Raw genomic sequence first — 26,220 nt, forward strand, 5'->3', positions numbered from 1 at the left:
AGAGCCTACGTCGACTCCGGCCGTGAGGTGCGGTGCCTGCTCACGGCGACATTCTGCTGGGCCAGCCGGCGCAGCGCCGCGAGCACGGGGTCGACCAGGACCGTGCCGAGCACGACGTGGCGGACGGCGGCGTGCGGCTCCGATGGCACCGAGTCCACGTCGGTCTCGGCCACCCGCTCGACGGCGGCGGCATACCCGTGCATCCGTCGCTCGTCGAGCCCCAGGCCCGCGTGGTCGCAGGCCAGCCAGGCAGCGTCCAGCCGGTCGAGCACAGGGTCGCGCAGGTCGACCTGCCAGCCGCGGGTCCGGACCAGGTCGCGGGCCCGGGAGACGCCGTGCTCCACCTCGTCGTGATCCTGGGCGGGGCCGACACCCCTGATCGGCGTCAAGGGCCCGTGGGTCGTGCAGTACTGGCGGTCCGTGGACCACCTCTACGCCTACGCCCGGCAGCCCGACGCGCGGCACCTGCCCGCCTGGCGGGCCTTCAACCGGGCCGCTGGCAGCAGCTGAGCCGCGGCCGCCGGTGACCCGTTGACCGCCGGCGAGCGCACGCCATACCGTGAGAAGACCACCCTCACCGCCGAGGAGACCACGATGCCGCTGGACAACCCGTTCTACACCGCCGAGATGCAGGGGCCGTACGAGCTGCACTCCCTCGGACGCTTCGAGCTGGAGGAGGGCGGCGTGATTCCCGACCTGGAGCTGGCGGTCGCGACCTACGGCGAGCTGAACGAGGACCGGTCCAACGCGATCCTGGTCCCCACCTGGTTCTCCGGCACGCACGCGACGTGGTGGCAGGTCTACCTCGGGGAGGGACGCGCCCTGGACCCCACGAAGTGGTTCATCGTCGTGGTCAACCAGATCGGCAACGGGCTCTCCACCTCCCCGCACACCACCGACGACCCCGAGATCGCGATGTCCCGCTTCCCCAAGGTTTGGGTCGGCGACGACGTGCGCGCTCAGGAGCAGCTGCTGCGCGAGGTCTTCGGCATCGAACGGCTCGCGCTGGTCGTCGGCGGCTCGATGGGCGCCCAGCAGACCTACGAGTGGGCCGTCCGCTTCCCCGACAAGGTGCTCCGCGCCGCCCCCATCGCCGGCACCGCGCAGAACACCCCGCACGACTTCCTCTACACCCAGACCCTCATGGATGCCATCACCTCCGACCCCGGCTGGAACGGCGGGGAGTATGCCGCGGCCACCGACGTCGCCGACGGGCTGCGTCGGCACGCCGACATCTGGGCGGTCATGGGGCTGTCCACCGAGTTCTGGAAGACCGAGTTCTGGCGGGGTGTGCAGCCGCTGGTCGAGGGCCAGGTCTGGGACGACTTCGGCGACTTCCAGGAGGGCTTCATCCGCACCGTCTTCGGGATGATGGACCCCAACGCCCTGCTCACCATGGGCTGGAAGTGGCAGCGCGGCGACGTCGCCCGCAACACCGGCGGCGACCTGGCCGCCGCACTGGGCCGGATCACCGCCAAGACCTACGTCATGCCCTTCGACGAGGACATGTTCTTCCCGCCTCGCGACTGCGAGGCCGAGCAGCGGATGATCCCGGGCAGCGAGCTGCGGGTGCTGCACTCGATCGCGGGCCACTTCGGGTTGTTCGGGTTCGAGCAGACCTACCTCGACGAGCTCGACGCTCACCTCAAGGAGTTGCTCGAGACGGAGGTTTGACGCAGCCGGCTCGCCAGGGGGTGGCTCCGGCTGAGGCGGGCCGGAGCGCGCCCCGCTCGGCCCGCTCCTCCTGAAAGGCTTACGAAAGAGATCCTCGGCGCCCGAAGAACAGCGTCCCGCTCTCCCAGGTGCGGCGCCGCGGCTGATCCTTCGCTGCCGTGCGACTGTCGGCGGCAGCGTATAGGTTGACCAGACCGCGACCGACCGACCGAGAGGGACCCCGATGGCCTACCCGATGCGCCTCGTCGTCGACGGTGAGGAGCACGAGCTCGACATCGACGCGCGCACCACGCTGCTCGACCTGCTGCGAGACCGGCTGGGCGTGATGTCGGCCAAGAAAGGCTGCGACCACGGCCAGTGCGGGGCCTGCACGGTCCTCGTCGACGGCCGGCGGCTCAACGCCTGCCTGGCGCTCGCGCTGTCCCACGACGGCGCCGAGGTGACCACCTCCGACGGCCTAGCGCCGGACGGTGAGCTGGGTGACCTGCACCGCGCCTTCGTGGAGCAGGACGCTTTCCAGTGCGGCTACTGCACGCCCGGGCAGGTCTGCTCGGCGGAGGGTATGTTGCGCGAGCTCGCCGCGGGTGCACCGAGCGTGGTCACCGAGGACCTCGACGGCCCGGTCGAGCTGACCGAGGCCGAGGTCCGGGAGCGGCTGAGCGGCAACCTGTGCCGGTGCGGGGCCTACGTCAACATCGTGGCCGCCGCGCTGCAGGCGGCGGAGGAGCGGTCCGCCGGCAGCGCGGGCGCGACGGGAGGCGGGCGATGAGGCAGCTCAGCTACGAGCGGGCGGACGACCCGGCCCAGGCCGTGGCCGCACTCGCGGAGGCGGGCGACGCGGCATACCTCGCCGGCGGCACCAACCTCGTGGACCACCTGCGGCTCGGGATCACCGCGCCCCAGCGCCTGGTCGACATCAGCCACCTCGACCTCGCGGACGTCGAGGACCTGCCGGACGGCGGGCTGCGGGTCGGGGCGATGGTGCGCAACAGCGACCTGGCCGCGCACCCCCGCGTCCGCCCCGACTACCCCGTGCTGTCCCGGGCGCTGCTGTCCGGCGCATCCGGTCAGTTGCGCAACGCCGCGAGCACGGGCGGCAACCTGCTCCAGCGCACCCGCTGCGTCTACTTCCAGGACCCCACCACCCCGTGCAACAAGCGGGAGCCGGGCAGCGGCTGCTCCGCGGTCGGCGGGTGGACCCGCTATCACGCCATCCTCGGCGCCTCCCCCAGTTGCATCGCCACCCACCCCTCGGACATGGCCGTCGCGCTGGCCGCCCTCGACGCGACCGTGGTCGTGCTCGGCCCTGGCGGCGAGCGGCGCATCCCGGTGACCGAGCTGCACCGGCTGCCCGGCGACGAGCCGCACCGCGACACGGTGCTGGAGCACGCCGACCTCATCACCGCGGTCGAGCTGCCGGCCCCCTCGCCGGGGGCCCGCTCGACCTACCGCAAGGTCCGCGACCGCGCGTCCTTCGCCTTCGCGCTGGTCTCCGTCGCCGTCGTCCTCGAGGTCGACGACGACGGCGACGTCCCGATGGTCCGGGAGGCGCGGATCGCGCTCGGCGGCGTCGCCCACAAGCCGTGGCGTGCGCGTCGCGCCGAGGAGCTGCTGCGCGGGCGGGAGGCCTCCCTCGCGGCCTTCCGCGAGGCGGTGGACGCCGAGCTGGAGCAGGCAGATCCCGTGTCGGGCAACGAGTTCAAGGTGCCGATGGCCCGGGGTGCGGTGCTCGCCGTCCTCGCCGAGCTGACCGGCCTGCCTGACGACGGGGTCGAGGCGGACGGCGACGCCACCGATACCGACCACGCGGGCGGCACGACCGAGGAGGCCATCGATGAGTGAGCACGACCAGGAGCTGCTGACCGCCCGGGCGATCGGCACCGACCCGACCCGCGTCGAGGGACCGGACAAGGTGCGCGGGCGCGTCCCCTACGCCTACGAGCACCCGGTCGAGGACCCGCTCTACCTCTTCCCCGTCCAGGCCGAGATCGCCCTCGGCCGGGTCGTCGAGATCGACACCGAGGCCGCGGAGAAGCTCGACGAGGTCCTCATGGTCCTCACCCACGAGAACGCCCCACCGCTCGCCGACACCGAGGACAAGGAGCTGGCGGTCCTGCGCGACGGCACGGTCGGCTTCCGTGGCCAGTACCTCGGCGCCGTCGTCGCGCAGACCCCAGAGGCCGCCCGCGAGGGCGCCGGCCTGGTCGAGGTCAGCTACGAGCAGGACGACCACGACGCCGACTTCCGCCCCGACCACCGGGGCCGCCGCGAGCCCGAGGAGGGCGAGGACGACGTCGACACCGGCGACGTCGAGGCGCAGCTGGAGCAGGCCGAGGTGGTCGTCGACGCGACCTACCGCACGCCGGTCGAGCACAACAACCCGATGGAGCCGCATACCACCATCGCGCTGTGGGACGGCCAGACCCTCACCCTGTGGATGTCCTCCCAGGGCGTGCACCCGGCCCGCAAGGAGCTGGCGCCGGTGCTCGGGCTGGAGCGCGACCAGGTGCGGATCATCAGCCCGCACGTCGGCGGCGGCTTCGGCTCCAAGGGCGTCCCGCACGCCGACCTCGTGCTCACCGCGCTCGCGGCGATCGCCTGCGAGGGACGGCCGGTGAAGTATGCCGTGACCCGGCAGCAGATGTTCGCGATCACGGGCTACCGCGCGGCGACCGAGCAGCGCGTGCGCCTCGGCGCCCGCGCCGACGGCACCCTGACCGCGCTGGCCTTCGAATCGGTGGCGATGTCCTCGCGCACCAAGGAGTTCCCCGAGACCGCCTCCAGCCCCGCCCGGATGATGTATGCCGCGCCGAGCCGCCTCATCACCCAGCGCCTCGTCCCCCTGGACGTCCCGGTGCCGTCATGGATGCGGGCCCCGGGCGAGGCGCCCGGGATGGTCGCGATGGAGATCGCGATGGACGAGCTCGCCGTCGCCACCGGGGTGGACCCGATCGAGGTGCGGGTCCGCAACGAGCCGGAGGTCGACCCGGACACGGGCCTGCCGTTCAACCGGCGGCGACTGGTCGACTGCCTCCGGGAGGGTGCGGAGCGGTTCGGCTGGCGCGACCGCGACCCTGCCCCGCGCACCCGCCGCGAGCGCGGCTGGCTGGTCGGCACCGGGGTCGCCTCGGCGACCTACCCCGCCAACCGCCAGCCATTCTCCCAGGCCCGGGTGCACTTCACCGGTGAGCGGTATGACGTGTCGATCGCCGCCGCGGACCTCGGCACCGGCACCTGGACCGTCCTCGCCCAGATCGCCGCCGACGCCTTGGAGGTGCCGGTCGACCAGGTGCGGATGCAGATCGGCGACAGCGACCTGCCTCGGGCCACCGTCGCCGGCGGCTCGACCGGCCTGGCGAGCTGGGGCGCCGCGGTCGTCGCCGCCGCCCAGGCCTTCCGGGCGCAGCACGGCGTTGACCCTGCGGCGGGCGACTCCGCCGAGGGCACGGCGGGCAAGAACCCTGCGGCCGAGAAGCTCTCGATGCACTCCTTCGGCGCCCACTTCGCCCAGGTCCGCGTGCACGAGGGCACCGGCGAGATCCGGGTGGACCGGATGCTCGGCGTCTTCTCTGCCGGGCGCGTCGTCAACCCCCGCACGGCGCGCTCCCAGCTCATCGGCGGCATCACCATGGGGATCGGGATGGCCCTGCATGAGAAGAGCGAGCTCGACCCGCGCTTCGGGCACGTCGTCAACCGCGACCTGGCCGGCTACCACATCCCCACCCACGCCGACGTCCCGCAGATCGACGTGCACTGGCTCGACGAGGACGATCCGAGCATGGGCCCGGTCGGCGCCCGCGGCATGGGCGAGATCGGCATCGTGGGCGCCGCCGCCGCCATCGCCAACGCCGCCCACCACGCGACCGGGGTGCGGGTGCGCGACATACCCGTCCTGGCCGACGCCTTCCTGGGTGGCTGAGGCACGGACGGCCAGCACCTCCGCAGCTCAGCGCTCCTCCAGCACCTGCCTCATCCGCTCCAGCGTGGTCGCCATGCCCCGGCGGTTGGTGCGGGAGCGCAGCCGGCCGAGCAGCGCCCAGTAGAGGCGCACGGGCCAGGTCGGCTCGAGCCGGTAGTACTCGGTGACCTGCGTGCCAGTGCCGAAGGGCTGGAGCCGGTAGCCCCAGGTGTTGACCGTCCGGCTTGTCGTGCCGACGGCGAACTCGAACCGCCGGGACGGCTCGGAACGGGTGACCCGGCAGCGCGCCCAGTAGGTCGGGCCGACCCCGTTGCGGACGACCTTGCCGGCGAAGGTGGCCCCCACCTCCGGCCCTGTCGACCCGCCCGTCCAGCGGCCGGCCACGGTCTCGGGGCTGAACTCGCCGATCCGTGTCACGTCGCTGACCAGCGCCCACACCTGCTCCGGCGGTGCCTCGATCTGCGCCGTCACTTCGTCCGTCAGCGGCCTCATCGGTCCATGGTGCCTGACGGCGCCGGCCCGATCCGGACCAGCCCCCTCGCGTCCCGGGTGAAGGCGGCGCGGATCAGACCCCTGCGTCGGGCCGGCCTACCGGTGGTCGAGCATGCCCCTGAGGTACTCCGCCTGGCCCAGGTGCTTGGCGCTGTCCTCGAGCACCGAGTAGACGCGGACGCCCATGGTCACCGGCGGGTCCCAGGAGGTGTCCACGACGCGGCCATAGTCCCGCGCGCCCAGGCCACGGACGAGGCGGACGGTCAGGGCGTGGACGTCCCGGGCGTAGCCGGTGAAGAACTCAGAGTCGGCGACGCGGAAGGCACGCACGTCGACGGCGTCCTGCCCGTAGCCCATCGCCTCCCGGTCGTAGGGCAGGTCGAAGCGGTCGGCCCACCCCTGCGCGGTCCAGGCCTCCTCCTCCCACGCGAGGTGCGAGAGCTGGGCGTCCTGCTGGCGGCACAGGTGCCAGAGGAGCCAGCCGATGGAGTTCGTCGCGCCCTCCGGCACCCACGTGAGGTCCTCTGCACGCAGGCCGTCGACGACGGCACGCACCCCCTCCTCGATGCGGGAGAAGCCGTCCTCGAGCACGGCGCTGACGAGGGTCGTGGGGTCTACGGCGCGACCTTCCATCCCTATCTGGTAGCTGGTCCCGGGCCGATCGATGGCTGGCGCCTCGAGGCACCCGTGACCTCGATGCTGACCACCGTGGGGCCGAGGCTGCTTCCCGGCCCGCCCGCATCCGTCCCCCAGGCGCTGCTCGAGAGGGGTGTGCCGCTAGGCCCGCTCCGCCTCGACCACGCCTTCACCGTCCCCGAGGGCGGGACAGCAACTCTGACCAGTGAGTCGGGGGAAGGGGTGGCGATCTCCTGGGGGCAAGGGCTGCGCTGGCTGCAGGTGTTCACCTCCGACTGGGCGCCACTTCCCGGGGCCCGGTCCGCCGTCGCGATCGAGCCCATGTCCTGCCCCCCTGACGCCTTCAACTCCGGCGTGGACGTGCTCTGGCTCTCGTCCGAGGTCGTCACCGTGACCTGCACGATCGCCGCAATCCACCCCGTCTGAGCCATCCACCCATCGCCGACCCCGTCTCGCCCAGCCCGTAGTCGGCCCGCAGCTCGGGCAGCATCGGCGACAGGCTGGTGATCGCCGGCCTCAGGTTCAGCGCCGCCAGCACCAGGAGCAGCGCGAAGCCCGGCGGCAGCCTCCGGCTGGTCATCGGCCCCCGGTCCTCCGTGGGATCGTGGGAGATGGTGGCGACTGCACCTTCTCCAAGCCATCCGCACTTCAGAAATCTGCGGCTAGCATTCACCTTTCATGGAGGGCATGACGGCTGAGGAGGTCGCGGACCGATCCGCGGCGGAGCGCCGTCGCGGGCTCTACGAGCAGATCACCCGTGGACCGGCTCCCGCAGACGTAAACCTCTGCCGGCGTGCTCGCGGCCCTCGACGAGGTCCGCACCGAGATACGAGGTCCGCACCGAGATGGGGACAGCAGGGCCGACCGAACTCGCATCCTGACCTGCTCACTCCACCTCCCGCACCGACAGCCCGAACCCCTGCGCGTGCAGCCGCTCGACGAGCACGTCCCCCATCGCCACCGCCGGCGTGAGCACGCCTCCCTCGGGCGAGCACTGGTCCCTGTCCACGGCGAGCGCCAGACCGGACTGCCCGAGCATGACGGAGGTGGCCGAATACCCGGGGTCACCCTGGGCGGCGACGGTGGCGACGTAGCGGGCACCGGAGGTGGTGCGCGTGCTCGTCTCCATCCGGAAGCGGCCAGCCCGGCGTGCCTCCTCCGACGGACCCTGGCCCGGTGAGGGAAGCACCCGGTCGACCACGGACCGTAGGCCCGGCGTGGACATGCCCGTCATCAGCGCCCCGAGGCCGGCGGTCAGCGCCTGGGCCCGCAGCCGTCCCTTGAGGCCCACCCCGGTCGGCGTGACCTCGCGGTAGCGGAAGGCCTCGCCGTAGCCTCGTCCGAGCAGCGCGTTGGACCGCCGCACCAGACGGGTGTTGTAGGGCGCCATCACGAAGGGGGCGTCCCAGCGGCCGGTCTCGGCGTCGACGAAGGGCGTCCACACGTCCCGCTGGCCGGGCGCACCGGGCACAGCCCCGCTGAGCGCCTCGGGGTCGGCCGCGAACCGCCGCAGCGCGGGGTCCTCGGCGACGGCGCGCAGCTGGAGGCGCATCGAGTCGATCGTCCCGCCGGACAGGCCACCCTTGAGCACCTTCACCCGCAGCGTCGTGTCGGTCAGGTCGCCCGCCCCGTCAGCCGCCGCCTGCTGGTGGAGCAGGTGGACAGCCAGGTCGGAGGGCACCGAGTCGAAGCCGCACGACACCACGATCCGCGCCCCGCTTCCCCGGGCCGTCTCGTGAAAGCGATCGACGATCTCGCGGACGAAGAGGACCTCCCCGGTCAGGTCGGCATAGTCGGTGCCGGCCTCGGCGCACGCCTCCACGAGAGGTATGCCGTGGCGCAGGTAGGGCCCGACCGTGCTCACCACCGCACGGGTCGAGCCGGCCAGGCGGCGCATGTCGGCGGGGCTGCTGGCGTCCGCCTCGAGCGTGGGCCAATCGGCAGCGACGGGTCCGAACGAGCTGCGGACCTGCTCCAGGCGCCGCGGCGAGCGCCCGGCGAGCGCGACCCGCGCCCCGGCGGGTGCGTGCGCCGCGACGTGCTCGGCGGTGAGTCGGCCGACGAATCCGGTCGCGCCGAAGAGGATGAGGTCGTGGTCACGGGGCATCTGCCCAGCATGCCTCGTCGGCGCCGGCTTGGAGCGGTGAACCACGACCCCCTCAGCGAGGCACGACGGCGTGCAACCCTTGACCATGGCCACCGAGCTCGACCGCGTCCTCGCCCACCTGCGCGCCGAGCGCGCTCACGTCACCGTCGCCGGCGAGGGGCTCACCGAGAGCGACCTGACCCGCAGCGTCGTCCCCTCCGGTTGGTCCATGGCTGCAATGGTCAACCACCTAACCTTCGACGACGAGATCTTCTGGGGCTGCGCGGTGATCGGTGGTGACGAGGAGGCCATCGCGCTGGTGCAGGACGGCTGGTCCGTGCCGGTCGAGAGCGGCGAGCACAGCCTGGCGAGGTATGCGCGATGGTGCGCCCGCACCGACTCCCACCTGGCCGCCGTCGACCTGGACGCCCCGCCGCGCTGGTGGCCGGGCCCGGAGGTCTTCCCCTTCCCGGCGTTCCCGCAGGCCGCGCTGGCCGCGTGGCGCCTGGTCGTGGAGACGACCGCCCACGCCGGACACCTCGACGTGGCGCGCGAGCTGCTGGACGGCAAGCAGCACCTGGTCGTCGGCTGACCGCCTTGTAGCGTCAGGAGCATGACCCTGCCTGCCTTCCTGAGCACCGATCGTCCCTTCCTGCCCCTCAACCTGGGCGGAAACCCCTTCGGCTGGACGGCCGACCGCGACGCGACCTTCGCCGTGCTGGACCGCTTCGTCGAGCTGGGCGGCACGTTCGTGGACACCGCCGACTCCTACTCCGCGTGGGTCGACGGGCACGAGGGTGGCGAGTCCGAGCGCCTCATCGGCGAGTGGATGCACGAGCGCGGCAACCGTGACGACGTCGTCATCGCGACCAAGGTCTGCAAGAAGCCGGACCGGGAGGGCCTGGCCCACGCCAACGTCGTCGCTGCCCTGGACGAGTCGCTCGAGCGCCTGGGCACGGACCACGTGGACCTCTACTACGCGCACTACGACGACGAGGACGTCGCGATCGCCGACCAGGTCGCGACCTTCCACTCCCTCGTCGAGGCCGGCAAGATCCGCGCGGTCGGCCTGTCCAACTTCAGCCCGGAGCGAATGCGCGAATGGTTCGAGACCGCCCGCCGACAGGGCATGACCGTCCCTGAGGCGATCCAGCCGCGCTACACCCTCGTCTCCCGCGAGGTCTTCGAGCGCGACTACGCCCCGATCGCCGCCGAGTTCGGCGCGGGCGTCTTCCCCTACCCCGCCCTCGCCTCCGGCTTCCTCACGGGCAAGTACCGCACCGAGGCCGACTTCGAGGGGGTCGCCCGCGGCTCCGCCGCCAAGGGGTATGCGGACGCTGGCGGTCTGCGCGTCGTCGACGCCCTCGTGCAGGTCGGGTCGCGTCACGACGCGGAGCCCGCGACCGTCGCGCTGGCCTGGCTCCTGGCGAAGGGCGTGACCGCCCCGATCGCCTCTGCCTCCCGCCCGGAGCAGCTCGACGCCCTCATGGCGGCACCCGGTCTGGCGCTGACCGAGCAGGACGTGGCGGAGCTGGACGAGGCCTCCGCCGGCTTCTGACCGGAGAGTCCGGCGCACGTCCGAGCGATACGGCGACCGGCGCGGAAGTTGTCCGGATGGTGGCCGCCCCGTTAACGTCAGGTGTCCACGTCACCCTGGAGCCCGGCCCCGCGCCCTCGACCCTGCGAGGGCACGAAGGCCTCGTCGCGTGCAGCTGACGGAATACCCCAGATCGAGAAGCTCACCACCGAAGGACCGGCGAAGCTGGGCCGCCTGGCCCTCTCGGCCGTCTTCCTGGCCGCCGTCCTCATCTTCACCCGGTCGCAGTTCGGTCATCTCGACCACGCCTGGCTGCTCATCGGCGCCCCCCTCATCGGCGGCTACATGGCGATGAACATCGGGGCCAACGACGTCGCCAACAACGTCGGGCCCGCCGTCGGCTCCAAGGCCATGACGCTGACGACCGCGATCATCATCGCCGCCGTCTTCGAGGCGGGCGGTGCGATCATCGCTGGCGGGGACGTCGTGAGCACGGTCAAGAACGGCATCATCGACCCCGCCGACATCGAGGACCCGATGGTCTTCGTGTGGGTGATGATCGAGGCGCTCCTGGGCGCGGCGATCTGGCTCAACATCGCGACCTGGCTGGGGCCCCCGTCTCGACGACGCACTCGATCGTGCGTCATGGGGGCCGGGATCGCCGCGGCCGGGACCGCGGTCGTCAACTGGCCCGTCATGGGCGCGATCGTCTCCAGCTGGGTGATCTCCCCCGTCGCCGGAGGGCTCATCGCGGCCGGCCTGCTCTACCTGCTGGCGCGGGGCGTGCTGTGGAAGGATGACCCGATCGAGGCCGCCGAGCGCTACGTCCCCTACCTGCTCGGGCTGATGGCGTGGGCGTTCACCGCATACATCGCGATGAAGGGCCTGAACAACGTCGTCTCGTCGGCGCGATCGGGATCTCCCTCGGGCTGGCGCTCTTCGGCCCCCGCCTGATCAGGACCGTCGGCTCGGAGATCACCGAGCTGGACCGCTCCCACGCCTTCTGCATCGCGCTGGCGGCCGCGCTCACCGTGATCGTGGCCAGCCAGCTAGGGCTGCCGGTGAGCTCCACCCACGTGGCCCTCGGCGGCATCTTCGGCGTCGGATTCCTCCGCGAGTACCTCGACCAGCGGATGGCCCGGACGGTGGAGAACGTCCTGCACAGCCACCAGGGCGACGAGCACATCGCCGAGGTCGAGCGGGTGCTGCACACCTTCGTCAACGCCGGTGCCGAGGCCAAGCGGCAGATGCGGCACTCTTCTACTTCGCGCTGCGCGGGATGATGGTCTGAGGTCAGGCGGCAGGACCCCCAGCCCGCCATGCTCACCAGCAGGTTGCTGGAGGCGGCGATGGTGACCGTCCCGAACAGGTAGGACACAGCCTATCGCGAGAACAGCATCCGATTCGTGCGGGCCAGGAATGCGGGCATCCACCAGGCCTGTCTGTGACGCTGCGGGACCGACGGTCGTGACGAGGAACGCCCGAGGACTCGCGGCCTTGTGGCGGTGGCCCTGATCAGTTCTCTCCACCGGCCACATACTTCGGAGACAACTGTCCACCGCCGTAGCCGAATCGCTGGCGTGGTGGTCGGCGCACCAGGTCACGACGGAAGCCCGCTCGGGCCACGAGTGTCAGCGTGAAGGCCACGACGAAGAGGGCGGATGCGACGAACCAGGCCGACTGGAAGCTGACCTCGGACACGACCAGTCCGAGCACTGCCGGGCCCAGTGCACCACCCGTGAAGGCGCCGGCCTGGACGACGGAGGAGGCCTGTGTCGGGGCTTCACGCCCGACCCGCGCCACCGCATAGAGCATCAGACCGGGCCATGACCAGCCGCCCGCGAAGGCGAGCACGCCGAAGACGACGGCAGCCCAGGGAGCGGGGAAGGTCCCGATGGCCGCGAGGCATGCCGCGCCGATCGCGATCATCGTGGCGACCACCGACAGGTTGCCGCCGTAGCGACGGTCTGCCTGGAACCCGCTGGCGATGCGGACCAGGATCGACATGCTGGACCCGGCGGCCATGAGCAGGCCGGCCTGACCGATCGTCAGGCCGACGTGGTGTGCCCAGCTGGCCAGGTACGCCCCGATGAAGTTCGCCGCCATGCTGGCGAAGGTGATGGCTGCCCCGCACAGGAGCAGCGGCCCCCACGGGGCCCGGTCAGGAGCCCTGTCCGGCTCGGCGCGATCCGTCGTCCCGCTGCCCAGGACGGTCCCCCCGGTGCGCAGCAGTGCCGTGAGCAGGACGAGGAGACCTACTACGCCGGTGATGACGAAGGTGCTGCGCCACCCGAGGTGCTCGGTGGTGGTCGGTACTGCCAGACCGCCCAGCATGATCGCTGCCGGGACCGCACTCTGCTTCATGCCGAAGCCCAGGCCACGCCGGTGCGGTGGCAGGACGGTGGCCACGGTCTTGTTGGACGTGCCCTGGCACAGGGCGTTGCCGACGCCGAGGACCGCCATTGCCACGACCAGGCTCGGCCAGTCGTTGACCAGGAGCGCCAGGCCCAGACCCCCGGCTGCCACCACGCCCCCCGACAGGGCCCTCCCCGGTCGTCCGGCCAACCGGTCGAGGAGGGTGGAAGCCAGGATCGTGCAGGTTGCGGCGACCGCGAAGAAGGTGGACACCGCGATGCCGAGACCCGCAGCGCCGAAGTCGAGATCGCGCTTCATCAACACCGCCTGCGAGCCGAGCAGGAACGGCGGGATCGCCCCGAGCGTGGTCAGCGAGCTGGCCGCCAGCATCAGCCGGCCTGAGGGACCGATGAGGCGGGGGCGGCGCGTAACGGGCATGACGTCCTGCCTCTCTCTCATCGTGGCGTTGTGCCAAGCAACCTGTGACCAGATCGTGATCTATCGGCCTATTGACCAAATGTAGGGCCATTTGCCATGCTGCGGAAACCGGATCGCCAAGGAAGGGAGAGGTCATGGTTTCACCTGACCGCGTTCGTCGCGTCGATGAGCCCGGCTACCGGCGCCTGGCCACCTCTCTGCGGGACGACATCAAGGCGCAGCGGTGGGCAGAGGGAGAAACACTGCCCACCGACGGGGAGCTCGGTGAGGAGTTCGGCGTCAGCCGCCAGACCGTCCGCCGCGCCTACCTCGAGCTGGTCAACGAAGGTCTCGTCTACCGGGTGCCCGGCCGTGGCACGTTCATCACGCCCAACCACCTGCGCTACCACCGGCCTTTCGAGACCGTCGACGACCTGCTGGCACTCTCGGACGACACCGAGCTCGAGATCACCCGGCCCCTGAGCGGCACCTACGACGAGCAGGCCTCCGCCGAACTCCGGCTGGAGGGCCGGCTCATGTACGGCTTGGAGTTCATCCGTAGGCACCAGGGGCAGGTCTTCTGCCACACCACCGTCTACCTCCCGCCCGACGCGGGAGGCCTCGTCGAGGACGAGGAGGACTTCCTGCACGCCGGTTCCACGAGCACCACCACGGTGATCGGTGCACTGGCGGCCAGAGGGGTTCAGATCAGCGGAGCCGAGCAGTCGATGACGGCCAAGGCGGCCACCGAGCAGGACCGGCTCCGTCTCGGGTGCGAGGTCGGTCACCCGCTGCTGCACGTCGAACGTCTCTATGTCTCCGTCAGCGGACGTCCCGTCGAATGGGCAGTCTCCGACTTCCTGCCCGAGCACTACACCCACCGGCTCCACCTTGGACGCCGCCCGGTCCCAGTCCCGTCACAGACGGCGGCGTTACACACCCCTAGGAAAGGAACACCCTCATGACCAAGCGCTCCTCGTTGCGCACCCTGGCGGCAGTCACCGCCGTCGCGGCCATCACGCTAGCCGGCTGCGGCGGCGCCCGTAGCGGCGGAGACGGCGGTGGCGCCTCCGGCGACGCCGAGCAGAAGTTCACCCTCAAGTTCTCCCACGTCACCACGGATGCCACGCCCAAGGGCAAGGCCGCCCTGTGGTTCGAGGAGGAGCTCGAGAAGCGATCCGAGGGCCGGATCGACGTGGAGGTCTACTCGAACTCCTCGCTCTACGGCGACAAGGACGAGATGCAGGCCATCCAGCAGAACTCCGTCCAGATGCTCGCCCCCGCCTCGGCGAAGTTCACCACCGTCGCCCCCGCGCTGCAGGTCTTGGACCTGCCCTTCCTCTTCGACAGCCCCGACGACATCCCCTCGGTCGCGGCGCCGGAGACCGAGGTCGGCAAGGCCATCTACGCCAACAAGGACCTCGAGGCCAAGAAGATGAAGGTCCTCGGCCTCTGGGACTCGGGCATGAAGCAGATCCACTCCAACAACCTCACCGAGAAGCCCTCGGACATGAAGGGCAAGAAGTACCGCATCCAGCCCTCCGACGTGCTCAAGAGCCAGATCGAGGCCTGGGGTGGTCACGCGGAGGCGATCGCCTTCGCCGAGGTCTACTCCGCGCTGCAGCAGGGCGTCATCGATGGTGGCGAGAACACCTACTCCAACATCGAGTCCCAGAAGATGCACACGGTCCAGAGCAACATCGCCGAGTCCAACCACGGCTACATCGGCTACATCCTCGTGGTCAACAAGGACTTCTACGACAGCCTCCCCGCGGACCTGCAGGAGATCCTCGACAAGACCGCCGAGGACGCCTCGGTCTACAACCGCGACAACGCCACGGCGGTCAACGACGAGTCCAAGAAGGCGATCGAGGCCGAGGGCAGCACCGAGATCAACGTCTGGACCGACGAGCAGCGCCAGGGCTTCAAGGACCTGGTCGTCCCCTCGATCTACGAGCAGTACCGCTCCGTGATCGGTGACGAGATCATCGACGAGCTCCTGGCCAACCAGGGCTGACCCTCCCCCTAGTCCACCCGCCGGGCGGCGGACCCACCGCCGCCCGGCGCCACCCTTGCGAAGGGGGATCCATCGTGAAGCAGTTCGACCGCGCGCTCTCGACCGTCGAGAACGTCCTCGCGGCCACCGCGCTCGGCCTCGCGGCCCTGATCTCGATCATCAACATCATCATCCGGCAGTTCGGCCAGGCCTGGTTCTGGACCGAGGAGGCGGTGATCTACCTCATCATCTTCTCGACCTTCATCGGCGCCGTGATCACGCTGCGCCACAACGAGCACGTCAGCGTCGACATCCTCGGAGTCTTCTTCAAGGAGCGCGGCAAGAAGTGGCTCGCGCTCCTGGCCGGCGTCGTGACCCTCATCTACCTGGGGATCATGTCCTACCTGGGCTGGATGCTGCTCTTCGAGCCGTTCTCCTCCACCACCGTGACCCCGGTGCTCAAGCTCCCGCTGTGGGTCGTCGAGTCCGCAGTCCCGATCGGCATGACCCTGATGTTCTTGCGCGCCATCGAGATGCTCTGGCGCACCTGGAAGTACGGCAGCGCGGACGACGACCCGGAGGCGGTCCTGGCCGCCGAGGCGGAAGCGACGGGCCTGACCCTCGACGAGATCAAGGCCTCCCACGCCGCCATCGCCGGCGGTGAGGGCGAGAGCCTCCGCGAGGTCCTCATCCACGACGAGGAGTTCCACCGCCACGAGGCGGTCGATCCGCACAAGTACGACGGGCCGGACGGTCGGACCGGTCTGCGTGGCGATGACGAGGAGGAGCAGCGGTGAGCACCGAGGTGATCGCCCTCGCCGTGATCCTTTTCCTGCTGCTCTTCAGCTCGACGCCGATCGCGATGGCCCTGGGCCTGACGTCCTTCATCTACCTGTTCTACTTCACCACGATCCCACTCACCCAGGTCGTCGAACGGCTTTTCAACGCCCTGAACAGCTTCCCCCTGATGGCGATCCCGTTCTTCGTCCTGGCAGCGAACATCATGACCAGGGGCGGGATCAGCAGACGGCTCACGGAGTTCGGCAACGCCCTCGTCGGCCAGTACCGGGGCGGCATGGCGATGACGGCCGTCCTGGCCTGCATGTTCTTCGCGGCCGTGTCGGGGTCCTCTCCGGCCACCGTGGTCGCCGTCGGGACCCTGTTGATCCCCGCGATGATCCGTGCGGGATATCCCAAGGAGTTCTCGACCGGACTCATCGCCACATCGGGCTCGCTGGGCATCCTCATCCCGCCGTCGATCCCCCTGATCGTCTACGGCATCGCCACCGAGACCAGCATCGGCGACCTCTTCGTGGCCGGGATCCTCCCCGGGATCATGGCCGGTCTGATGCTGCTCGGGATGGCCATCCTCGTCTCGCGGCGCAAGAACTACGGGAGCTCCGGCACGGACGGGGAGCTGCCCAAGGGCTACCGGCGCCGCGCCCTGCGTGACGCGCTGCTGTCGCTCATGCTGCCCGTCATCGTGCTTGGTGGCATCTACGGCGGCTTCTTCACCCCGACCGAAGCGGCGGCGGCCTCGGTGGCCTACGCCCTGCTCGTCTCGATGGTCTTCTACCGCGAGCTGAAGGTGAAGGACCTCGGCAGCGTGCTTCTGGCGTCGGCCAAGACCTCGGCGATGATCATGTTCATCATCGCCAACGGCATCCTGTTCACCTTCGTCCTGGCGGCCGAGCGGATCCCGCTTCAGGTCACCGAAGGTATCGCCGCGATGAACCTCGAGCCGTGGCAGTTCCTGCTCATCGTCAACATCCTGCTGCTGATCGTGGGCTGCTTCATGGAGACGAGCAGCGCCCTGCTCATCCTGGCGCCGATCCTCCTCCCGGTCGCGCTGCAGATGGGGGTCGACCCTGTCCACCTGGGCATCATCATGGTGATGAACCTGGAGATCGGGATGATCACACCACCGCTCGGCCTCAACCTCTTCGTGGCCTCCGGATTGTCAGGGATGAGCGTGCTCCAGGTGGCCAAGGCCGCGCTGCCGAGCGCGGCAGTCCTCATCACCGCGCTGATGCTGGTCACCTATATCCCCTACATCGCCTTGGTGCTCGTGCCATAGCGACCGGGGTATGACGTGGGCCGCGGGGGCCGAACGGTCCGACCCACGTCATACCCCGTCCCTTTCTTGACAAATGTACGGCCCTTTCGAAAAAATAGCTTCACTTTGCCAGAGGAGCCACCGATGAACCCACTGGACGACATCACCGTCGTCTCCCTTGAGCAGGCGGTCGCCGCGCCCTTCGCCACCCGCCAGCTGGCCGATCTCGGTGCCCGTGTCATCAAGGTCGAGCGGCCGGGCCCGGGTGACTTCGCCCGAGGCTACGACGAGACGGTGAAGGGCATGGCCAGCCACTTCGTCTGGCTGAACCGTTCGAAGGAGTCGATCGCCCTGGACCTCAAGAGCGAGCAGGGCCAAGCCGCGATCAAGGAGCTCGCCGCCCGCGTCGACGTCTTCGTCCAGAACTTCGCACCGGGTGCCGCCGAGCGGCTGGGCCTGGGCGCCGAGGAGCTGCGTGCTGCCAACCCGGGCCTGATCCATGTGTCGATCTCCGGCTACGGCCCCGGCGGTCCCTACACGACCAAGAAGGCCTACGACCTGCTCGTGCAGTGCGAGGCCGGCCTCGTGTCGATTACGGGGACTCCCGAGGAGCCCTCCAAGGTGGGCATCTCCGCGGCCGACATCGCCGCCGGGATGTACGCCTACACCGGCATCCTCACCGCCCTCATCCAGCGCGGCCGCACCGGCGAGGGCGCGACCCTGGAGATCTCCATGCTCGAGGCCCTCGGGGAGTGGATGGGCTTCCCGCTCAACTACGCGATGTATGGCGGCACTCCCCCGCCGCGCTCCGGTGCCCGGCACGCTGCCATCGGGCCCTACGGCCCTTTCACGTGCGGGGACGGCAAGCAGGTCTTCCTCGGGATCCAGAACGAGCGCGAATGGGCGAAGTTCTGCGAGCAGGTCCTCGACCTGCCACACCTGGCCACCGACCCACGCTTCGAGCGCAACTCCCTCCGCGTCGTCAACGAGTCCGAGCTCACCACCGAGATCGAAGCCGCCTTCGCCGACCTCACCGCCGAGCAGGCCGCCGACCGCCTGGAGGAGGTCGGCATCGCCAACGCCCTCCTGCGCGACATGCACGCCTTCGCGGACCACCCCCAGCTCAAGGCCCGGGAGCGCTGGGTCGACTACGACTCCCCCGTCGGGACCCTACGGGCCCTCTTGCCACCGGCTACCCCTGTCGGCGGCACCCCCGTCATGGGACCCATCCCCACCGTCGGACAGCACACCGACGCCATCCTGGCCGAGCTCGGCCTCACCCCCACCCCTGGAGCAGAGGTATGACGATCGCCCTCACCCTGGCCCGGTGGGCCGCCGACCTGGCCCCCTCGCAGGACGACCTGGCCCTGGCCGACCGGAGCCTGCTGGACACCATGGCCGTCGCGCTGGCCGCCGCGACCCACCCGATCCGGCCCATCGCCGACGCCCTCTCCCCCGAGCCACAGGGACCCGAGGCTGACGCCGCCCGGTGGGCACTGCTCGCCCACGTCATCGACTTTGACGACCTGCACCTGCCCTCGACGACCCACATCTCCACGGTCTGCGTGCCGGTCGCTCTGGCCACCACCGGTCACACCGACCCCGACCGGGCGCGGCACGCCTACCTCGCCGGCGCCGGCGTCATGGCCCGCCTCGGCATGGCCCTGGGCTGGGGGCACTACACCGCCGGGTGGCACGCCACCACCACCTCCGGGGCACCTGCTGCCGCGGTCACGGCCGGCGTCGCGCTCGGTCTGGACGCCGAGCAGCTCGCGACCGCGATCGCGCTGAGCATCCCCGCTGCCGGGGGTGTACAGCGAGCCTTCGGCACCGACGCCAAGAGCCTCCAGGTCGGGATGGCGGCGGCCGCGGGTGTGCGCGCCGCCCGCCTGGCCGCCGCAGGCGCGACCGCGGACCCCGGCGTGGTCGAGGAGTGGTTGCGCCTGCTCGGGGGCGACCCCGCCCACCCCCTCGTCACCGACCCATCCAGCGACGCCGCGACCGTCCCCGGCGGTCTGGCCATCAAGGTCTACCCGGCCTGCTACGCCCTGCAGCGCCCCATCGGCGCGCTCCGGGAGACCGTGGGCCGGACCGTGTCCGCCGACGAGGTCCGCGCCATCCGGCTCACCACCCCGCTCGGCACCGTGACCCCGCTGGTCCACCACAACCCCAGGACAGGGCTCGAGGGCAAGTTCAGCCTCGAGTACGCCGCCGCCACCGCCCTCCTGGACGACCACTCCGGCTTCTGGGCCTTCGACGACGAGGCCGTCCAGCGCCCGGAGGCCGAGCGGCTGGTCGACCTCACCGCGATCACGCTGACCGACGGCACGGGCGACGGGCTGCTCGACGGCGCGGTCGAGGTCGAGGTGGACCTCGCCGACGGCAGCACCCGCGCCGGTTCGCTCGACCTCCCTCCTGGCTCGCCGGGCAAGCCGCCCACGCCCCAGGAGATGGACGCCAAGGTCCGCGACTGCCTGGACCTGGGCGGCATCCAGGACCTCACCCCCGACGACCTCACCTGGGCCCGCGGAGCAGAGCTGCTGACCACCCACCTCGGCGCCGAGTCGCGCTGACCCGAGCACGCCACATACCGAAGAAGAACCGAGAGGAACGCCATGACCACCGAGATGCTCTCCGAGGACGAGGTTGAGATCGTCCGCCTGGTCCGCGAGTTCGTCGACGAGCAGGTCAAGCCCGTCGCCAGCGAGCTCGAGCACGCCAACACCTACCCCGAGGACCTCATCGAGATGATGAAGCAGATGGGGATTTTCGGGCTGGCGATCCCCGAGCCGTGGGGCGAGGCGCAGGTCAGCCTGCCGGCCTACTGCCTCGTCACCGAGGAGCTCGCGCGTGGCTGGATGAGCCTGGCCGGGGCGATGGGTGGTCACACGGTCGTGGCCAAGCTGATCCTGTCCTTCGGCACCCAGGAACAGAAGGACCGCTACCTGCCGCGGATGGCCACCGGCGAGCTGCGCGCCACGATGGCGCTGACCGAGCCCGGCGGCGGCTCCGACCTGCAGGCGATGCGCACCACCGCCCGTCAGGACGGCGACGACTATGTCGTCAACGGCTCCAAGACGTGGATCACCAACGCCCGCAAGGCCGAGCTGATCGCGCTGATGGTCAAGACCGACCCGCAGGCCGAGCCTCGGCACAAGGGTGTCTCGATCCTGCTCGTGGAGAAGGACGGCGAGGACGGTCTGGACGGCTTCCACCTGTCGCGCGACCTGCCCAAGCTGGGCTACAAGGGCGTGGAGTCCTGCGAGATCGCCTTCGACGGGATGCGCGTCCCGCGCTCGGCGCTGCTCGGGCAGGAGGAGGGCAAGGGCTTCGCGCAGATGATGAAGGGCCTGGAGGTCGGTCGTCTGCAGGTCGCCAGCCGTGCTCTCGGTGTGGGCCGCGCGGCGCTGGAGGACTCCCTGCGCTACGCCCAGGAGCGCGAGTCCTTCGGCGTGCCGATCTGGAAGCACCAGTCGATCGGCAACTACCTGGCCCAGATGGCGACCAAGCTGACCGCCGCCCGCCAGCTCACCCTGCACGCCGCGCGCGCCTTCGACGCCGGTCAGCGCGCCGACATGGAGGCGGGGATGGCCAAGCTCTTCTCCTCCGAGGTCGGCATGGAGATCGCCCTGGACGCCATCCGGATCCACGGCGGCTACGGCTACTCGACCGAGTTCGACGTCGAGCGCTACTTCCGTGACGCGCCGCTGATGATCGTCGGCGAGGGCACCAACGAGATCCAGATGAACGTCATCGCACGTCAGCTGGTCAAGCGCGGGAACGTGAACCCGGTATGACGCCACCCACCGACCCCTCGCACGTCACCTCGGGCGGAGCCGACGCGGCAGGTATGGAGCAGCTCCGGTCGGCGCGCTCGTTCCTCTTCGTGCCCGGTGACCGTCCGGACCGCTTCGCCAAGGCGGCCGCGGCCGGTGCCGACGTGGTGATCCTCGACCTGGAGGACGCCGTCGGCCCCGACCACAAGGGCACGGCCCGGGAGGCGGTCGTGGGCTGGCTCGCCGACGGCCACCGGGCCGCCGTCCGGATCAACGCGGTCGACTCCCCCGAGCACGCCGCCGATCTGGAGGCCCTCGAGGGCCTGCGCCCCGGTGCCGGCACCGGAGCGGGGACCGGCGAGCACGCCGGTCTGGTCGGCGTCGTCGTGCCCAAGGCCGCCGACCCCGGCACGGTCAGCGCCATCGCCTCACGGGTCGGCGCGCCGGTCATCGCCCTCGTCGAGTCCGCCGCCGGCATGGTCAACGCGGTCGAGCTGGCGCGTGCCGAAGGTGTGGCACGGCTGGCCTTCGGCCACCTCGACTACGCGGCCGACCTCGGCTCCGAGAGCACGCGCGTGGCGATGACCCACGGGAGGTCCACCCTCGTCATGGCCTCTCGCGCGGCCGGGCTCCCCGGGCCTGTGGACGGTGTGACCACGGCGCTGGACGACCCCACCGAGCTGGCCGACGACCTGGCCCACGCCGATGAGCTGGGCATGGGCGGCAAGCTGCTGATCCACCCGAAGCAGGTGGGCCCCACCCTGGCCGCCTACCGCCCGTCCGAGGCAGAGCTGGCGTGGGCGCACAAGGTCGTGTCCGCCGCCCGCACCTCCGGCGGCGGAGCCGTCCGCGTCGACGGCGCCATGGTCGACGCCCCCGTCGTCGCCCGCGCAGAAGAGATCCTCAGGAGGCAGTCCCGATGAGCACAGCAACCACGAACCGGACCGAGATCATCGCCGCCGAGCCCGTCGAGGCGCTGGCCGCCATGCTCGACATCGACGTCCCGTTCGGGATCGGCGACCCGGTCCCGCCGCTGTGGCACTGGATGTACCTGCTGGACCGCCGCCGCCAGAGCGAGCTCGGCGACGACGGCCACCCGGCCAGCGGCATCCCCGCCCCACCCGGCCCAGGACGCAGGCGCATGTTCGCTGGCGGGCGCGTGACCACATACCGCCCCCTCGTCATCGGCCGCGAGGCCACCCGGGTGACCTCGATCGCCCGGACCGTCGAGAAGGAGGGCCGCACCGGCCCGCTGACCTTCGTCACCGTGCTGCTGGAGATCAGCCAGGACGGCGAGCTCGCGATCCGCGAGGAGCAGGACATCGTCTACCGCGCGCCGGGCACCGGTGCCCTGCCGCCGGCCCCGGAGCCACCCGCGCCGCCGGCCGGTCCGACGCTGAGCCTGCACGTCGACGAGCCGATGCTGTTCCGCTTCAGCGCGCTCACCTACAACGGGCACCGGATCCACTACGACCTGGGCTGGGCCGCGCACGAGGGCTACGACGGGCTGGTCATCCACGGCCCGCTGCAGGCGCTGCTCATGGGCGACCACCTGCGCCGCGAGGGCGTCGACCTGGTCGGCAAGACCTACGGCTACCGCTTCGTCTCGCCCATGACCAAGCCCCAGACCCTGACCATCGTGCCCGGCCAGGAGGGTCTGGATCACGGCGCCGAGTCCCGCTCCGAGGCCGGCGCGATCTGCGCGGTCAGCACCCTCACCGAGGCGCCCGAGGCCGCGGCGGCCCGAGAGGCGAGCCACGGTGGCTGACGAGGTCCTCCTGGAGGCCGACGGCCGCGGCGTGGCCACGGTCACGCTCAACCGGCCCGAGGTCAACAACGCCTACGACGAGGCGATGCTGCGCGGGCTGCACGCCGCCGTGGACGCGGCGCTCGCCTCCCAGGAGACGGAGGCACCGGTCCGGTGCGTCGTCATCCGCGCCAACGGCCGTCACTTCCAGGCCGGGGCCGACCTCGGGTGGTTGGGGTCCGTGCGGACGGGGACGCCGGAGGACAACCTCGCGGCCTCCGAGCTCACCGGCAGCGCCGTGCGCCGGCTGACCCAGCTCGACGTCCCCGTGGTCGCGCTCGTCCAGGGCGCCTGCTTCGGTGGCGGCACGGGGGTGCTGGCGGCCGCCGACGTCGTCGTCTGCGGGGAGGACTCCGTCTTCTCCATCGCCGAGGTGCGCTGGGGGCTGCACGCCTCGATCATCCTGCCCCAGCTGGCCGACGCCATTGGACCACGCCAGGTGCGGCGCTACGCCCTCACCGGCGAGCGCTTCGACGCGACGGAGGCGCAGCGGATCGGCCTGGTCCACGAGGTCGTGCCCCGCGAGGAGCTGGAGACCCGCGGCGAGCAGATCGTCGGGGCCATCCTCGCGTCCGGCCCCGCGGCGGTCGCCACCACCAAACGACTGGCCCGAGGCCTGTCGTGGTCCGGCGTGGGCGACGAGGACTTCGCAGAGCTGGTGCGCGAGCACAGCGACGGACGCCAGTCCCCGCAGGCACGCGAAGGTCTGACCGCCTTCGCCGAGAAGCGCTCCCCCGACTGGGTCCCCTCCACCTGACCTACCGCATACCGACGAAGGAACCTGCCGATGAGCACCTCCCCCACCGTCCAGGAGGCCCGCACCCGCACCCGCGAGGTGACCTCGCAGTTCGACGACGACTACTGGCGCGCTGCAGACCTCGAGCGTCGCTACCCCCAGGAGTTCGTCGACGCGATGGGCGCCTCCGGGCTGCTCGCCGCGATGATCCCCGAAGTCCACGGCGGGCTGGGCTGGGGCATCGGAGCCGCCTCCGCCGTCATGGAGGAGATCAACGCCAGCGGCGGTCACAGCGCCGCCTGCCACGCGCAGATGTACACGATGGGCGCGGTCCTGCGACACGGGACCCAGGAGCAGAAGGAGCGCTACCTGCCCGCCATCGCCTCCGGCGACCTGCGGCTGCAGGCCTTCTCCATCACCGAGTCGTCCGGCTCGGACACCTCCCGGATCGAGACGGTCGCCGAGCGGGACGGCGACGACTACGTCATCACGGGCCACAAGACCTGGACGAGCCGGATCGGCGAGTCCGATCTGGCTCTGGTGCTGGCCCGCACCTCACCGCGCGGCGAGCGGCCCACCGAGGGCATGACGCTCTTCCTCGTCGACCTGCGTGAGGTCCGGGCCTCCCACCCCGAGCAGCTCGAGGTCATCCCGGTGCGCACCATGTTCAACTACGCCACCAACCAGGTGAAGTACCACGGCCTCCGCGTGCCGGGCAGCGCCGTCCTGGGCGAGGTCGGCAAGGGCTTCCGGCACGTCATCGACGGCTGGAACGCCGAGCGAATCCTGCTGGCGGCCGAGGCCATCGGTGACTCCCGGTGGTTCGTGGAGCGCGCTGTCAGCTACTCGAAGGAGCGCGTCGTCTTCGACCGCCCGATCGCGGTCAACCAGGGGATCCAGTTCCCGATCGCGGACGCCTACATGCGGATGCGCGCTGCCGACGGTGTCCGGTGGGAGGCCTGCGCCCTCTTCGACGCGGGAGAGGCGTGCGGCGCGGAGGCCAACATGGCCAAGTGGCTCGCGGCCGAGGCAAGCTGGCAGGCTGCCAACATGTGCCTGGACACCTACGGCGGCTTCGGCTTCGTGGACACCTACGACGTGGAGCGGAAGTTCCGCGAGACCCGCGTCTACGGCATCGCGCCGGTGAGCAGCAACATGATCCGGTCCTTCGTCGCGACCAAGGTCCTGGGGCTGCCCAAGTCCTACTGAGGCACCCTCGGGACGGGGCGCTCGACCGTGACATAACGTTTGCTTAAAGTCTGCGCGCCACCCCTGGCTGCCGGGAGGAGCCTGACGCAGGATTGGTCGGACCAGGGGGCTGCGGAGGGCAGTCCCCGGACGATCAAAAGGAATGTGATGAAGAAGTTCGTGTCAGCGGTGTGCGGTCTGGGGATGGTGGCGGGGATGAGCCTCGCGTCACCAGCAGTCGCGTCGGAGTCTGAGGAGTCGCAGGACGACTACACCTACGACCTGTTCAACCTCACCACCGACGACCCTCGCGCCGAGGCCGTGTTCGAGCAGCTGGACGCGATCGACCCGCAGTGGCGTGAGCGCCTGGCGGACCCGGCTCTGGACCGGCCCGGTGAGGCAGCTCTGCGTGACGCCCTCAACCGCGCGATCAACCCGGACGACTACGAGTGCGGGGCGACGCCGCTGGACGCCTACGTCGACGAGATCCTGGAGGACGTCGACTTCCTCACGATCCTCATCCTGAGCCTCACCGGCGGGCTGGACATCCCGACCTACGACGCCCTGGTCTACGGCACCGAGGGCGACCCCGACTACGCCCTCCCGGGCGACGCCAAGGGGCTGAACAAGGCCTTCAGCAAGGCGCAGAAGTTCTGGGACATCGATTCCAGCGACATCCAGCTGATCGGCATGTACGGCGAGACCATCGTCGACATCGACCGTTCGTCGCGCACCCTCGAGACGGTCTTCGGCTATGACGAGGCAAGTGCTGACGATCTCGCCGAGCTGATCGCCGAGGTCGTGCTGGACGACCCGGCCATGGATGGCGGCAACCACCCGATCCTGAGCCTCAACGCCTTCGCGTTCAGCGCCGACGGCTCCACGGACCCGCTGATCTCCACCATCCCGGACAAGATCGTCATGGGCGACGGCATCATCAAGGCCACCGAGTGGATGGGTCTGGGCAGCACGGGCGCCCAGGCGATCCTGGCGCACGAGTTCGCCCACCACGTGCAGTTCGAGGAGGGCCTCTTCGACTCCGACCTGCCCGAGAACGAGGCCACCCGCCGCACCGAGCTGATGGCCGACGCCTACGCGTCCTACTTCGCTGCGCACCGCAAGGGCCTGAACCTGCGCAAGGACGTCATCCTGCAGGTCCAGGAGTCCTTCTACAACGTCGGCGACTGCAGCTTCGAGAGCCCCGGCCACCACGGCACCCCCAATCAGCGTCTCGCCGCTGCCGCCTGGGGCGCCGACCTGGCCATCGCTGCGCAGAAGCAGGGCCACGTCCTGAGCCTGGACGAGCTCTACGAGCGCTTCGAGGCGCAGCTGCCGGTCTTCCTGGAGCCGGACGCCTGAGCACGCATCTCACCTCACCCTCGGCACCCCGCTGAGGATCAGGTATGAGGAGGGGCGGGTCTATCTGGACCCGCCCCTTCTTCGTTCCCTGGCCGGGCACGCCAGGGGGGTACGGTTCGACAACGAGGGTCTTGCACCGCATGATCCACCAAGGAATAGACTTAGGTCACGGATTCTTCGACTATG

The 26,220-nt window shown here is 70.6% G+C and carries 28 protein-coding genes; 22 read left to right on the plus strand and 6 right to left on the minus strand.

The features are described from left to right. Positions 1–5: 5 nt before the first annotated feature. On the minus strand, positions 6–389 hold the full coding sequence (locus tag ACTMMA_RS14160) for a hypothetical protein (protein ID WP_441190783.1): 384 nt from the start codon (positions 387–389) through the stop codon (positions 6–8). Positions 390–402: 13 nt separating this feature from the next. On the opposite strand from ACTMMA_RS14160, the gene ACTMMA_RS14165 reads away from it, so the two are divergent. The 5 genes from ACTMMA_RS14165 to ACTMMA_RS14185 all read left to right on the plus strand — a co-directional run bounded on the left by ACTMMA_RS14165 (position 403) and on the right by ACTMMA_RS14185 (position 5,593). Next, complete coding sequence (locus tag ACTMMA_RS14165) at positions 403–510, plus strand: monooxygenase family protein (RefSeq protein WP_441190785.1); 108 nt, start codon at positions 403–405, stop codon at positions 508–510. Positions 511–531: 21 nt separating this feature from the next. Beyond that, entirely contained in the window at positions 532–1,674 is a 1,143-nt protein-coding gene (locus ACTMMA_RS14170) for an alpha/beta fold hydrolase (RefSeq protein WP_441190787.1), read from the plus strand. 223 nt (positions 1,675–1,897) lie between these two features. Beyond that, positions 1,898–2,443 carry a 2Fe-2S iron-sulfur cluster-binding protein gene (locus ACTMMA_RS14175; protein ID WP_441190788.1) on the plus strand — a complete coding sequence of 182 codons (546 nt, stop codon included), beginning with the start codon at positions 1,898–1,900 and terminating at the stop codon, positions 2,441–2,443. Next, positions 2,440–3,516 carry an FAD binding domain-containing protein gene (locus ACTMMA_RS14180; RefSeq protein WP_441190790.1) on the plus strand — a complete coding sequence of 359 codons (1,077 nt, stop codon included), beginning with the start codon at positions 2,440–2,442 and terminating at the stop codon, positions 3,514–3,516. The genes ACTMMA_RS14175 and ACTMMA_RS14180 overlap by 4 nt, the downstream gene beginning before the upstream one ends. Then, positions 3,509–5,593, plus strand: coding sequence for a xanthine dehydrogenase family protein molybdopterin-binding subunit (locus ACTMMA_RS14185; protein WP_441190791.1), 2,085 nt, complete (start codon positions 3,509–3,511; stop codon positions 5,591–5,593). Before ACTMMA_RS14180 ends, ACTMMA_RS14185 begins: the two co-directional genes overlap by 8 nt. A 27-nt stretch (positions 5,594–5,620) precedes the next feature. On the opposite strand, the gene ACTMMA_RS14190 is transcribed toward ACTMMA_RS14185, so the two are convergent. Together ACTMMA_RS14190 and ACTMMA_RS14195 are read right to left on the minus strand one after the other, a co-directional pair. Next, positions 5,621–6,085: an SRPBCC family protein gene (locus ACTMMA_RS14190; RefSeq protein WP_441190792.1), complete on the minus strand. Its 465-nt coding sequence runs from the start codon at positions 6,083–6,085 to the stop codon at positions 5,621–5,623. 96 nt (positions 6,086–6,181) lie between these two features. Beyond that, on the minus strand, positions 6,182–6,718 hold the full coding sequence (locus tag ACTMMA_RS14195; protein WP_441190793.1) for a mycothiol transferase: 537 nt from the start codon (positions 6,716–6,718) through the stop codon (positions 6,182–6,184). A gap of 54 nt (positions 6,719–6,772) precedes the next feature. Between ACTMMA_RS14195 and ACTMMA_RS14200 the strand changes: the two genes are divergently transcribed. Then, a complete protein-coding gene (locus ACTMMA_RS14200; protein WP_441190794.1) occupies positions 6,773–7,147 on the plus strand; it encodes an aldose epimerase family protein in 375 nt (124 codons plus the stop codon). Here ACTMMA_RS14200 and ACTMMA_RS14205 read toward each other — a convergent pair. After that, a complete protein-coding gene (locus ACTMMA_RS14205) occupies positions 7,107–7,301 on the minus strand; it encodes a hypothetical protein (RefSeq protein WP_441190795.1) in 195 nt (64 codons plus the stop codon). The genes ACTMMA_RS14200 and ACTMMA_RS14205 overlap by 41 nt on opposite strands. A 306-nt stretch (positions 7,302–7,607) precedes the next feature. After that, complete coding sequence (locus ACTMMA_RS14210; RefSeq protein ID WP_441190796.1) at positions 7,608–8,828, minus strand: saccharopine dehydrogenase family protein; 1,221 nt, start codon at positions 8,826–8,828, stop codon at positions 7,608–7,610. A gap of 70 nt (positions 8,829–8,898) precedes the next feature. On the opposite strand from ACTMMA_RS14210, the gene ACTMMA_RS14215 reads away from it, so the two are divergent. From ACTMMA_RS14215 to ACTMMA_RS14230, 4 genes are all read left to right on the plus strand, one after another. Next, on the plus strand, positions 8,899–9,399 hold the full coding sequence (locus ACTMMA_RS14215) for a mycothiol transferase (protein ID WP_441190797.1): 501 nt from the start codon (positions 8,899–8,901) through the stop codon (positions 9,397–9,399). A 21-nt stretch (positions 9,400–9,420) separates the two neighbouring features. Further along, positions 9,421–10,365 (plus strand): aldo/keto reductase, encoded by a 945-nt coding sequence (locus ACTMMA_RS14220; RefSeq protein WP_441190798.1) that lies wholly within the window; start codon positions 9,421–9,423, stop codon positions 10,363–10,365. An 81-nt stretch (positions 10,366–10,446) separates the two neighbouring features. Continuing rightward, positions 10,447–11,298 (plus strand): inorganic phosphate transporter, encoded by an 852-nt coding sequence (locus tag ACTMMA_RS14225; RefSeq protein ID WP_441190799.1) that lies wholly within the window; start codon positions 10,447–10,449, stop codon positions 11,296–11,298. Then, the gene (locus tag ACTMMA_RS14230; protein ID WP_441190800.1) at positions 11,196–11,627 is read left to right on the plus strand and encodes an inorganic phosphate transporter; all 432 of its coding nucleotides are present in this window, start codon (positions 11,196–11,198) and stop codon (positions 11,625–11,627) included. Before ACTMMA_RS14225 ends, ACTMMA_RS14230 begins: the two co-directional genes overlap by 103 nt. 232 nt (positions 11,628–11,859) lie before the next feature. Here the strand turns inward: ACTMMA_RS14230 and ACTMMA_RS14235 are convergent, their stop codons facing one another. Further along, a complete protein-coding gene (locus tag ACTMMA_RS14235) occupies positions 11,860–13,137 on the minus strand; it encodes an MFS transporter (protein ID WP_441190801.1) in 1,278 nt (425 codons plus the stop codon). Between the two features lie 134 nt (positions 13,138–13,271). On the opposite strand from ACTMMA_RS14235, the gene ACTMMA_RS14240 reads away from it, so the two are divergent. From ACTMMA_RS14240 to ACTMMA_RS14295, 12 genes are all read left to right on the plus strand, one after another. Further along, the gene (locus ACTMMA_RS14240) at positions 13,272–14,081 is read left to right on the plus strand and encodes a GntR family transcriptional regulator (protein WP_441190802.1); all 810 of its coding nucleotides are present in this window, start codon (positions 13,272–13,274) and stop codon (positions 14,079–14,081) included. After that, positions 14,078–15,133, plus strand: a complete 1,056-nt coding sequence (locus ACTMMA_RS14245) for a DctP family TRAP transporter solute-binding subunit (protein WP_441190803.1) — start codon at positions 14,078–14,080, stop codon at positions 15,131–15,133. The genes ACTMMA_RS14240 and ACTMMA_RS14245 overlap by 4 nt, the downstream gene beginning before the upstream one ends. Positions 15,134–15,207: 74 nt before the next feature. Next, positions 15,208–15,909 (plus strand): TRAP transporter small permease, encoded by a 702-nt coding sequence (locus ACTMMA_RS14250; RefSeq protein WP_441190804.1) that lies wholly within the window; start codon positions 15,208–15,210, stop codon positions 15,907–15,909. Continuing rightward, positions 15,906–17,189, plus strand: coding sequence for a TRAP transporter large permease (locus ACTMMA_RS14255; protein WP_441190805.1), 1,284 nt, complete (start codon positions 15,906–15,908; stop codon positions 17,187–17,189). Before ACTMMA_RS14250 ends, ACTMMA_RS14255 begins: the two co-directional genes overlap by 4 nt. A gap of 123 nt (positions 17,190–17,312) precedes the next feature. Next, positions 17,313–18,473 (plus strand): CaiB/BaiF CoA transferase family protein, encoded by a 1,161-nt coding sequence (locus ACTMMA_RS14260; protein ID WP_441190806.1) that lies wholly within the window; start codon positions 17,313–17,315, stop codon positions 18,471–18,473. Beyond that, positions 18,470–19,741 carry an MmgE/PrpD family protein gene (locus ACTMMA_RS14265; protein ID WP_441190807.1) on the plus strand — a complete coding sequence of 424 codons (1,272 nt, stop codon included), beginning with the start codon at positions 18,470–18,472 and terminating at the stop codon, positions 19,739–19,741. Before ACTMMA_RS14260 ends, ACTMMA_RS14265 begins: the two co-directional genes overlap by 4 nt. Before the next feature lie 42 nt (positions 19,742–19,783). Then, on the plus strand, positions 19,784–20,965 hold the full coding sequence (locus tag ACTMMA_RS14270; RefSeq protein ID WP_441190808.1) for an acyl-CoA dehydrogenase family protein: 1,182 nt from the start codon (positions 19,784–19,786) through the stop codon (positions 20,963–20,965). Then, positions 20,962–21,867, plus strand: coding sequence for an HpcH/HpaI aldolase/citrate lyase family protein (locus ACTMMA_RS14275; RefSeq protein ID WP_441190809.1), 906 nt, complete (start codon positions 20,962–20,964; stop codon positions 21,865–21,867). Before ACTMMA_RS14270 ends, ACTMMA_RS14275 begins: the two co-directional genes overlap by 4 nt. Further along, a complete protein-coding gene (locus ACTMMA_RS14280; RefSeq protein WP_441190810.1) occupies positions 21,864–22,712 on the plus strand; it encodes an HTD2 family dehydratase in 849 nt (282 codons plus the stop codon). The genes ACTMMA_RS14275 and ACTMMA_RS14280 overlap by 4 nt, the downstream gene beginning before the upstream one ends. Beyond that, positions 22,705–23,508 (plus strand): enoyl-CoA hydratase-related protein, encoded by an 804-nt coding sequence (locus ACTMMA_RS14285; protein WP_441190811.1) that lies wholly within the window; start codon positions 22,705–22,707, stop codon positions 23,506–23,508. The genes ACTMMA_RS14280 and ACTMMA_RS14285 overlap by 8 nt, the downstream gene beginning before the upstream one ends. Positions 23,509–23,538: 30 nt before the next feature. Beyond that, positions 23,539–24,696 carry an acyl-CoA dehydrogenase family protein gene (locus ACTMMA_RS14290; RefSeq protein WP_441190812.1) on the plus strand — a complete coding sequence of 386 codons (1,158 nt, stop codon included), beginning with the start codon at positions 23,539–23,541 and terminating at the stop codon, positions 24,694–24,696. A 147-nt stretch (positions 24,697–24,843) separates the two neighbouring features. After that, on the plus strand, positions 24,844–26,034 hold the full coding sequence (locus ACTMMA_RS14295) for a hypothetical protein (RefSeq protein WP_441190813.1): 1,191 nt from the start codon (positions 24,844–24,846) through the stop codon (positions 26,032–26,034). The last annotated feature ends 186 nt before the right edge of the window (positions 26,035–26,220 follow it).

Source organism: Ornithinimicrobium panacihumi (genome assembly GCF_052073805.1).
In the GTDB taxonomy this organism is placed as follows: Bacteria; Actinomycetota; Actinomycetes; order Actinomycetales; family Dermatophilaceae; genus Ornithinicoccus; species Ornithinicoccus panacihumi.

What these genes read in the sequence shown, in the direction of transcription:
- ACTMMA_RS14280 (WP_441190810.1), top strand. Translation starts at nt 21,864, where the DNA reads ATGAGCACAGCAACCACGAACCGGACCGAGATCATCGCCGCCGAGCCC.
- ACTMMA_RS14265 (WP_441190807.1), top strand. Translation starts at nt 18,470, where the DNA reads ATGACGATCGCCCTCACCCTGGCCCGGTGGGCCGCCGACCTGGCCCCC.
- ACTMMA_RS14270 (WP_441190808.1), top strand. Translation starts at nt 19,784, where the DNA reads ATGACCACCGAGATGCTCTCCGAGGACGAGGTTGAGATCGTCCGCCTG.
- ACTMMA_RS14185 (WP_441190791.1), top strand. Translation starts at nt 3,509, where the DNA reads ATGAGTGAGCACGACCAGGAGCTGCTGACCGCCCGGGCGATCGGCACC.
- ACTMMA_RS14235 (WP_441190801.1), bottom strand. Translation starts at nt 13,137, where the DNA reads ATGCCCGTTACGCGCCGCCCCCGCCTCATCGGTCCCTCAGGCCGGCTG.
- ACTMMA_RS14175 (WP_441190788.1), top strand. Translation starts at nt 1,898, where the DNA reads ATGGCCTACCCGATGCGCCTCGTCGTCGACGGTGAGGAGCACGAGCTC.
- ACTMMA_RS14220 (WP_441190798.1), top strand. Translation starts at nt 9,421, where the DNA reads ATGACCCTGCCTGCCTTCCTGAGCACCGATCGTCCCTTCCTGCCCCTC.
- ACTMMA_RS14275 (WP_441190809.1), top strand. Translation starts at nt 20,962, where the DNA reads ATGACGCCACCCACCGACCCCTCGCACGTCACCTCGGGCGGAGCCGAC.
- ACTMMA_RS14245 (WP_441190803.1), top strand. Translation starts at nt 14,078, where the DNA reads ATGACCAAGCGCTCCTCGTTGCGCACCCTGGCGGCAGTCACCGCCGTC.
- ACTMMA_RS14180 (WP_441190790.1), top strand. Translation starts at nt 2,440, where the DNA reads ATGAGGCAGCTCAGCTACGAGCGGGCGGACGACCCGGCCCAGGCCGTG.
- ACTMMA_RS14260 (WP_441190806.1), top strand. Translation starts at nt 17,313, where the DNA reads ATGAACCCACTGGACGACATCACCGTCGTCTCCCTTGAGCAGGCGGTC.
- ACTMMA_RS14240 (WP_441190802.1), top strand. Translation starts at nt 13,272, where the DNA reads ATGGTTTCACCTGACCGCGTTCGTCGCGTCGATGAGCCCGGCTACCGG.
- ACTMMA_RS14195 (WP_441190793.1), bottom strand. Translation starts at nt 6,718, where the DNA reads ATGGAAGGTCGCGCCGTAGACCCCACGACCCTCGTCAGCGCCGTGCTC.
- ACTMMA_RS14210 (WP_441190796.1), bottom strand. Translation starts at nt 8,828, where the DNA reads ATGCCCCGTGACCACGACCTCATCCTCTTCGGCGCGACCGGATTCGTC.
- ACTMMA_RS14290 (WP_441190812.1), top strand. Translation starts at nt 23,539, where the DNA reads ATGAGCACCTCCCCCACCGTCCAGGAGGCCCGCACCCGCACCCGCGAG.
- ACTMMA_RS14295 (WP_441190813.1), top strand. Translation starts at nt 24,844, where the DNA reads ATGAAGAAGTTCGTGTCAGCGGTGTGCGGTCTGGGGATGGTGGCGGGG.
- ACTMMA_RS14190 (WP_441190792.1), bottom strand. Translation starts at nt 6,085, where the DNA reads ATGAGGCCGCTGACGGACGAAGTGACGGCGCAGATCGAGGCACCGCCG.
- ACTMMA_RS14205 (WP_441190795.1), bottom strand. Translation starts at nt 7,301, where the DNA reads ATGACCAGCCGGAGGCTGCCGCCGGGCTTCGCGCTGCTCCTGGTGCTG.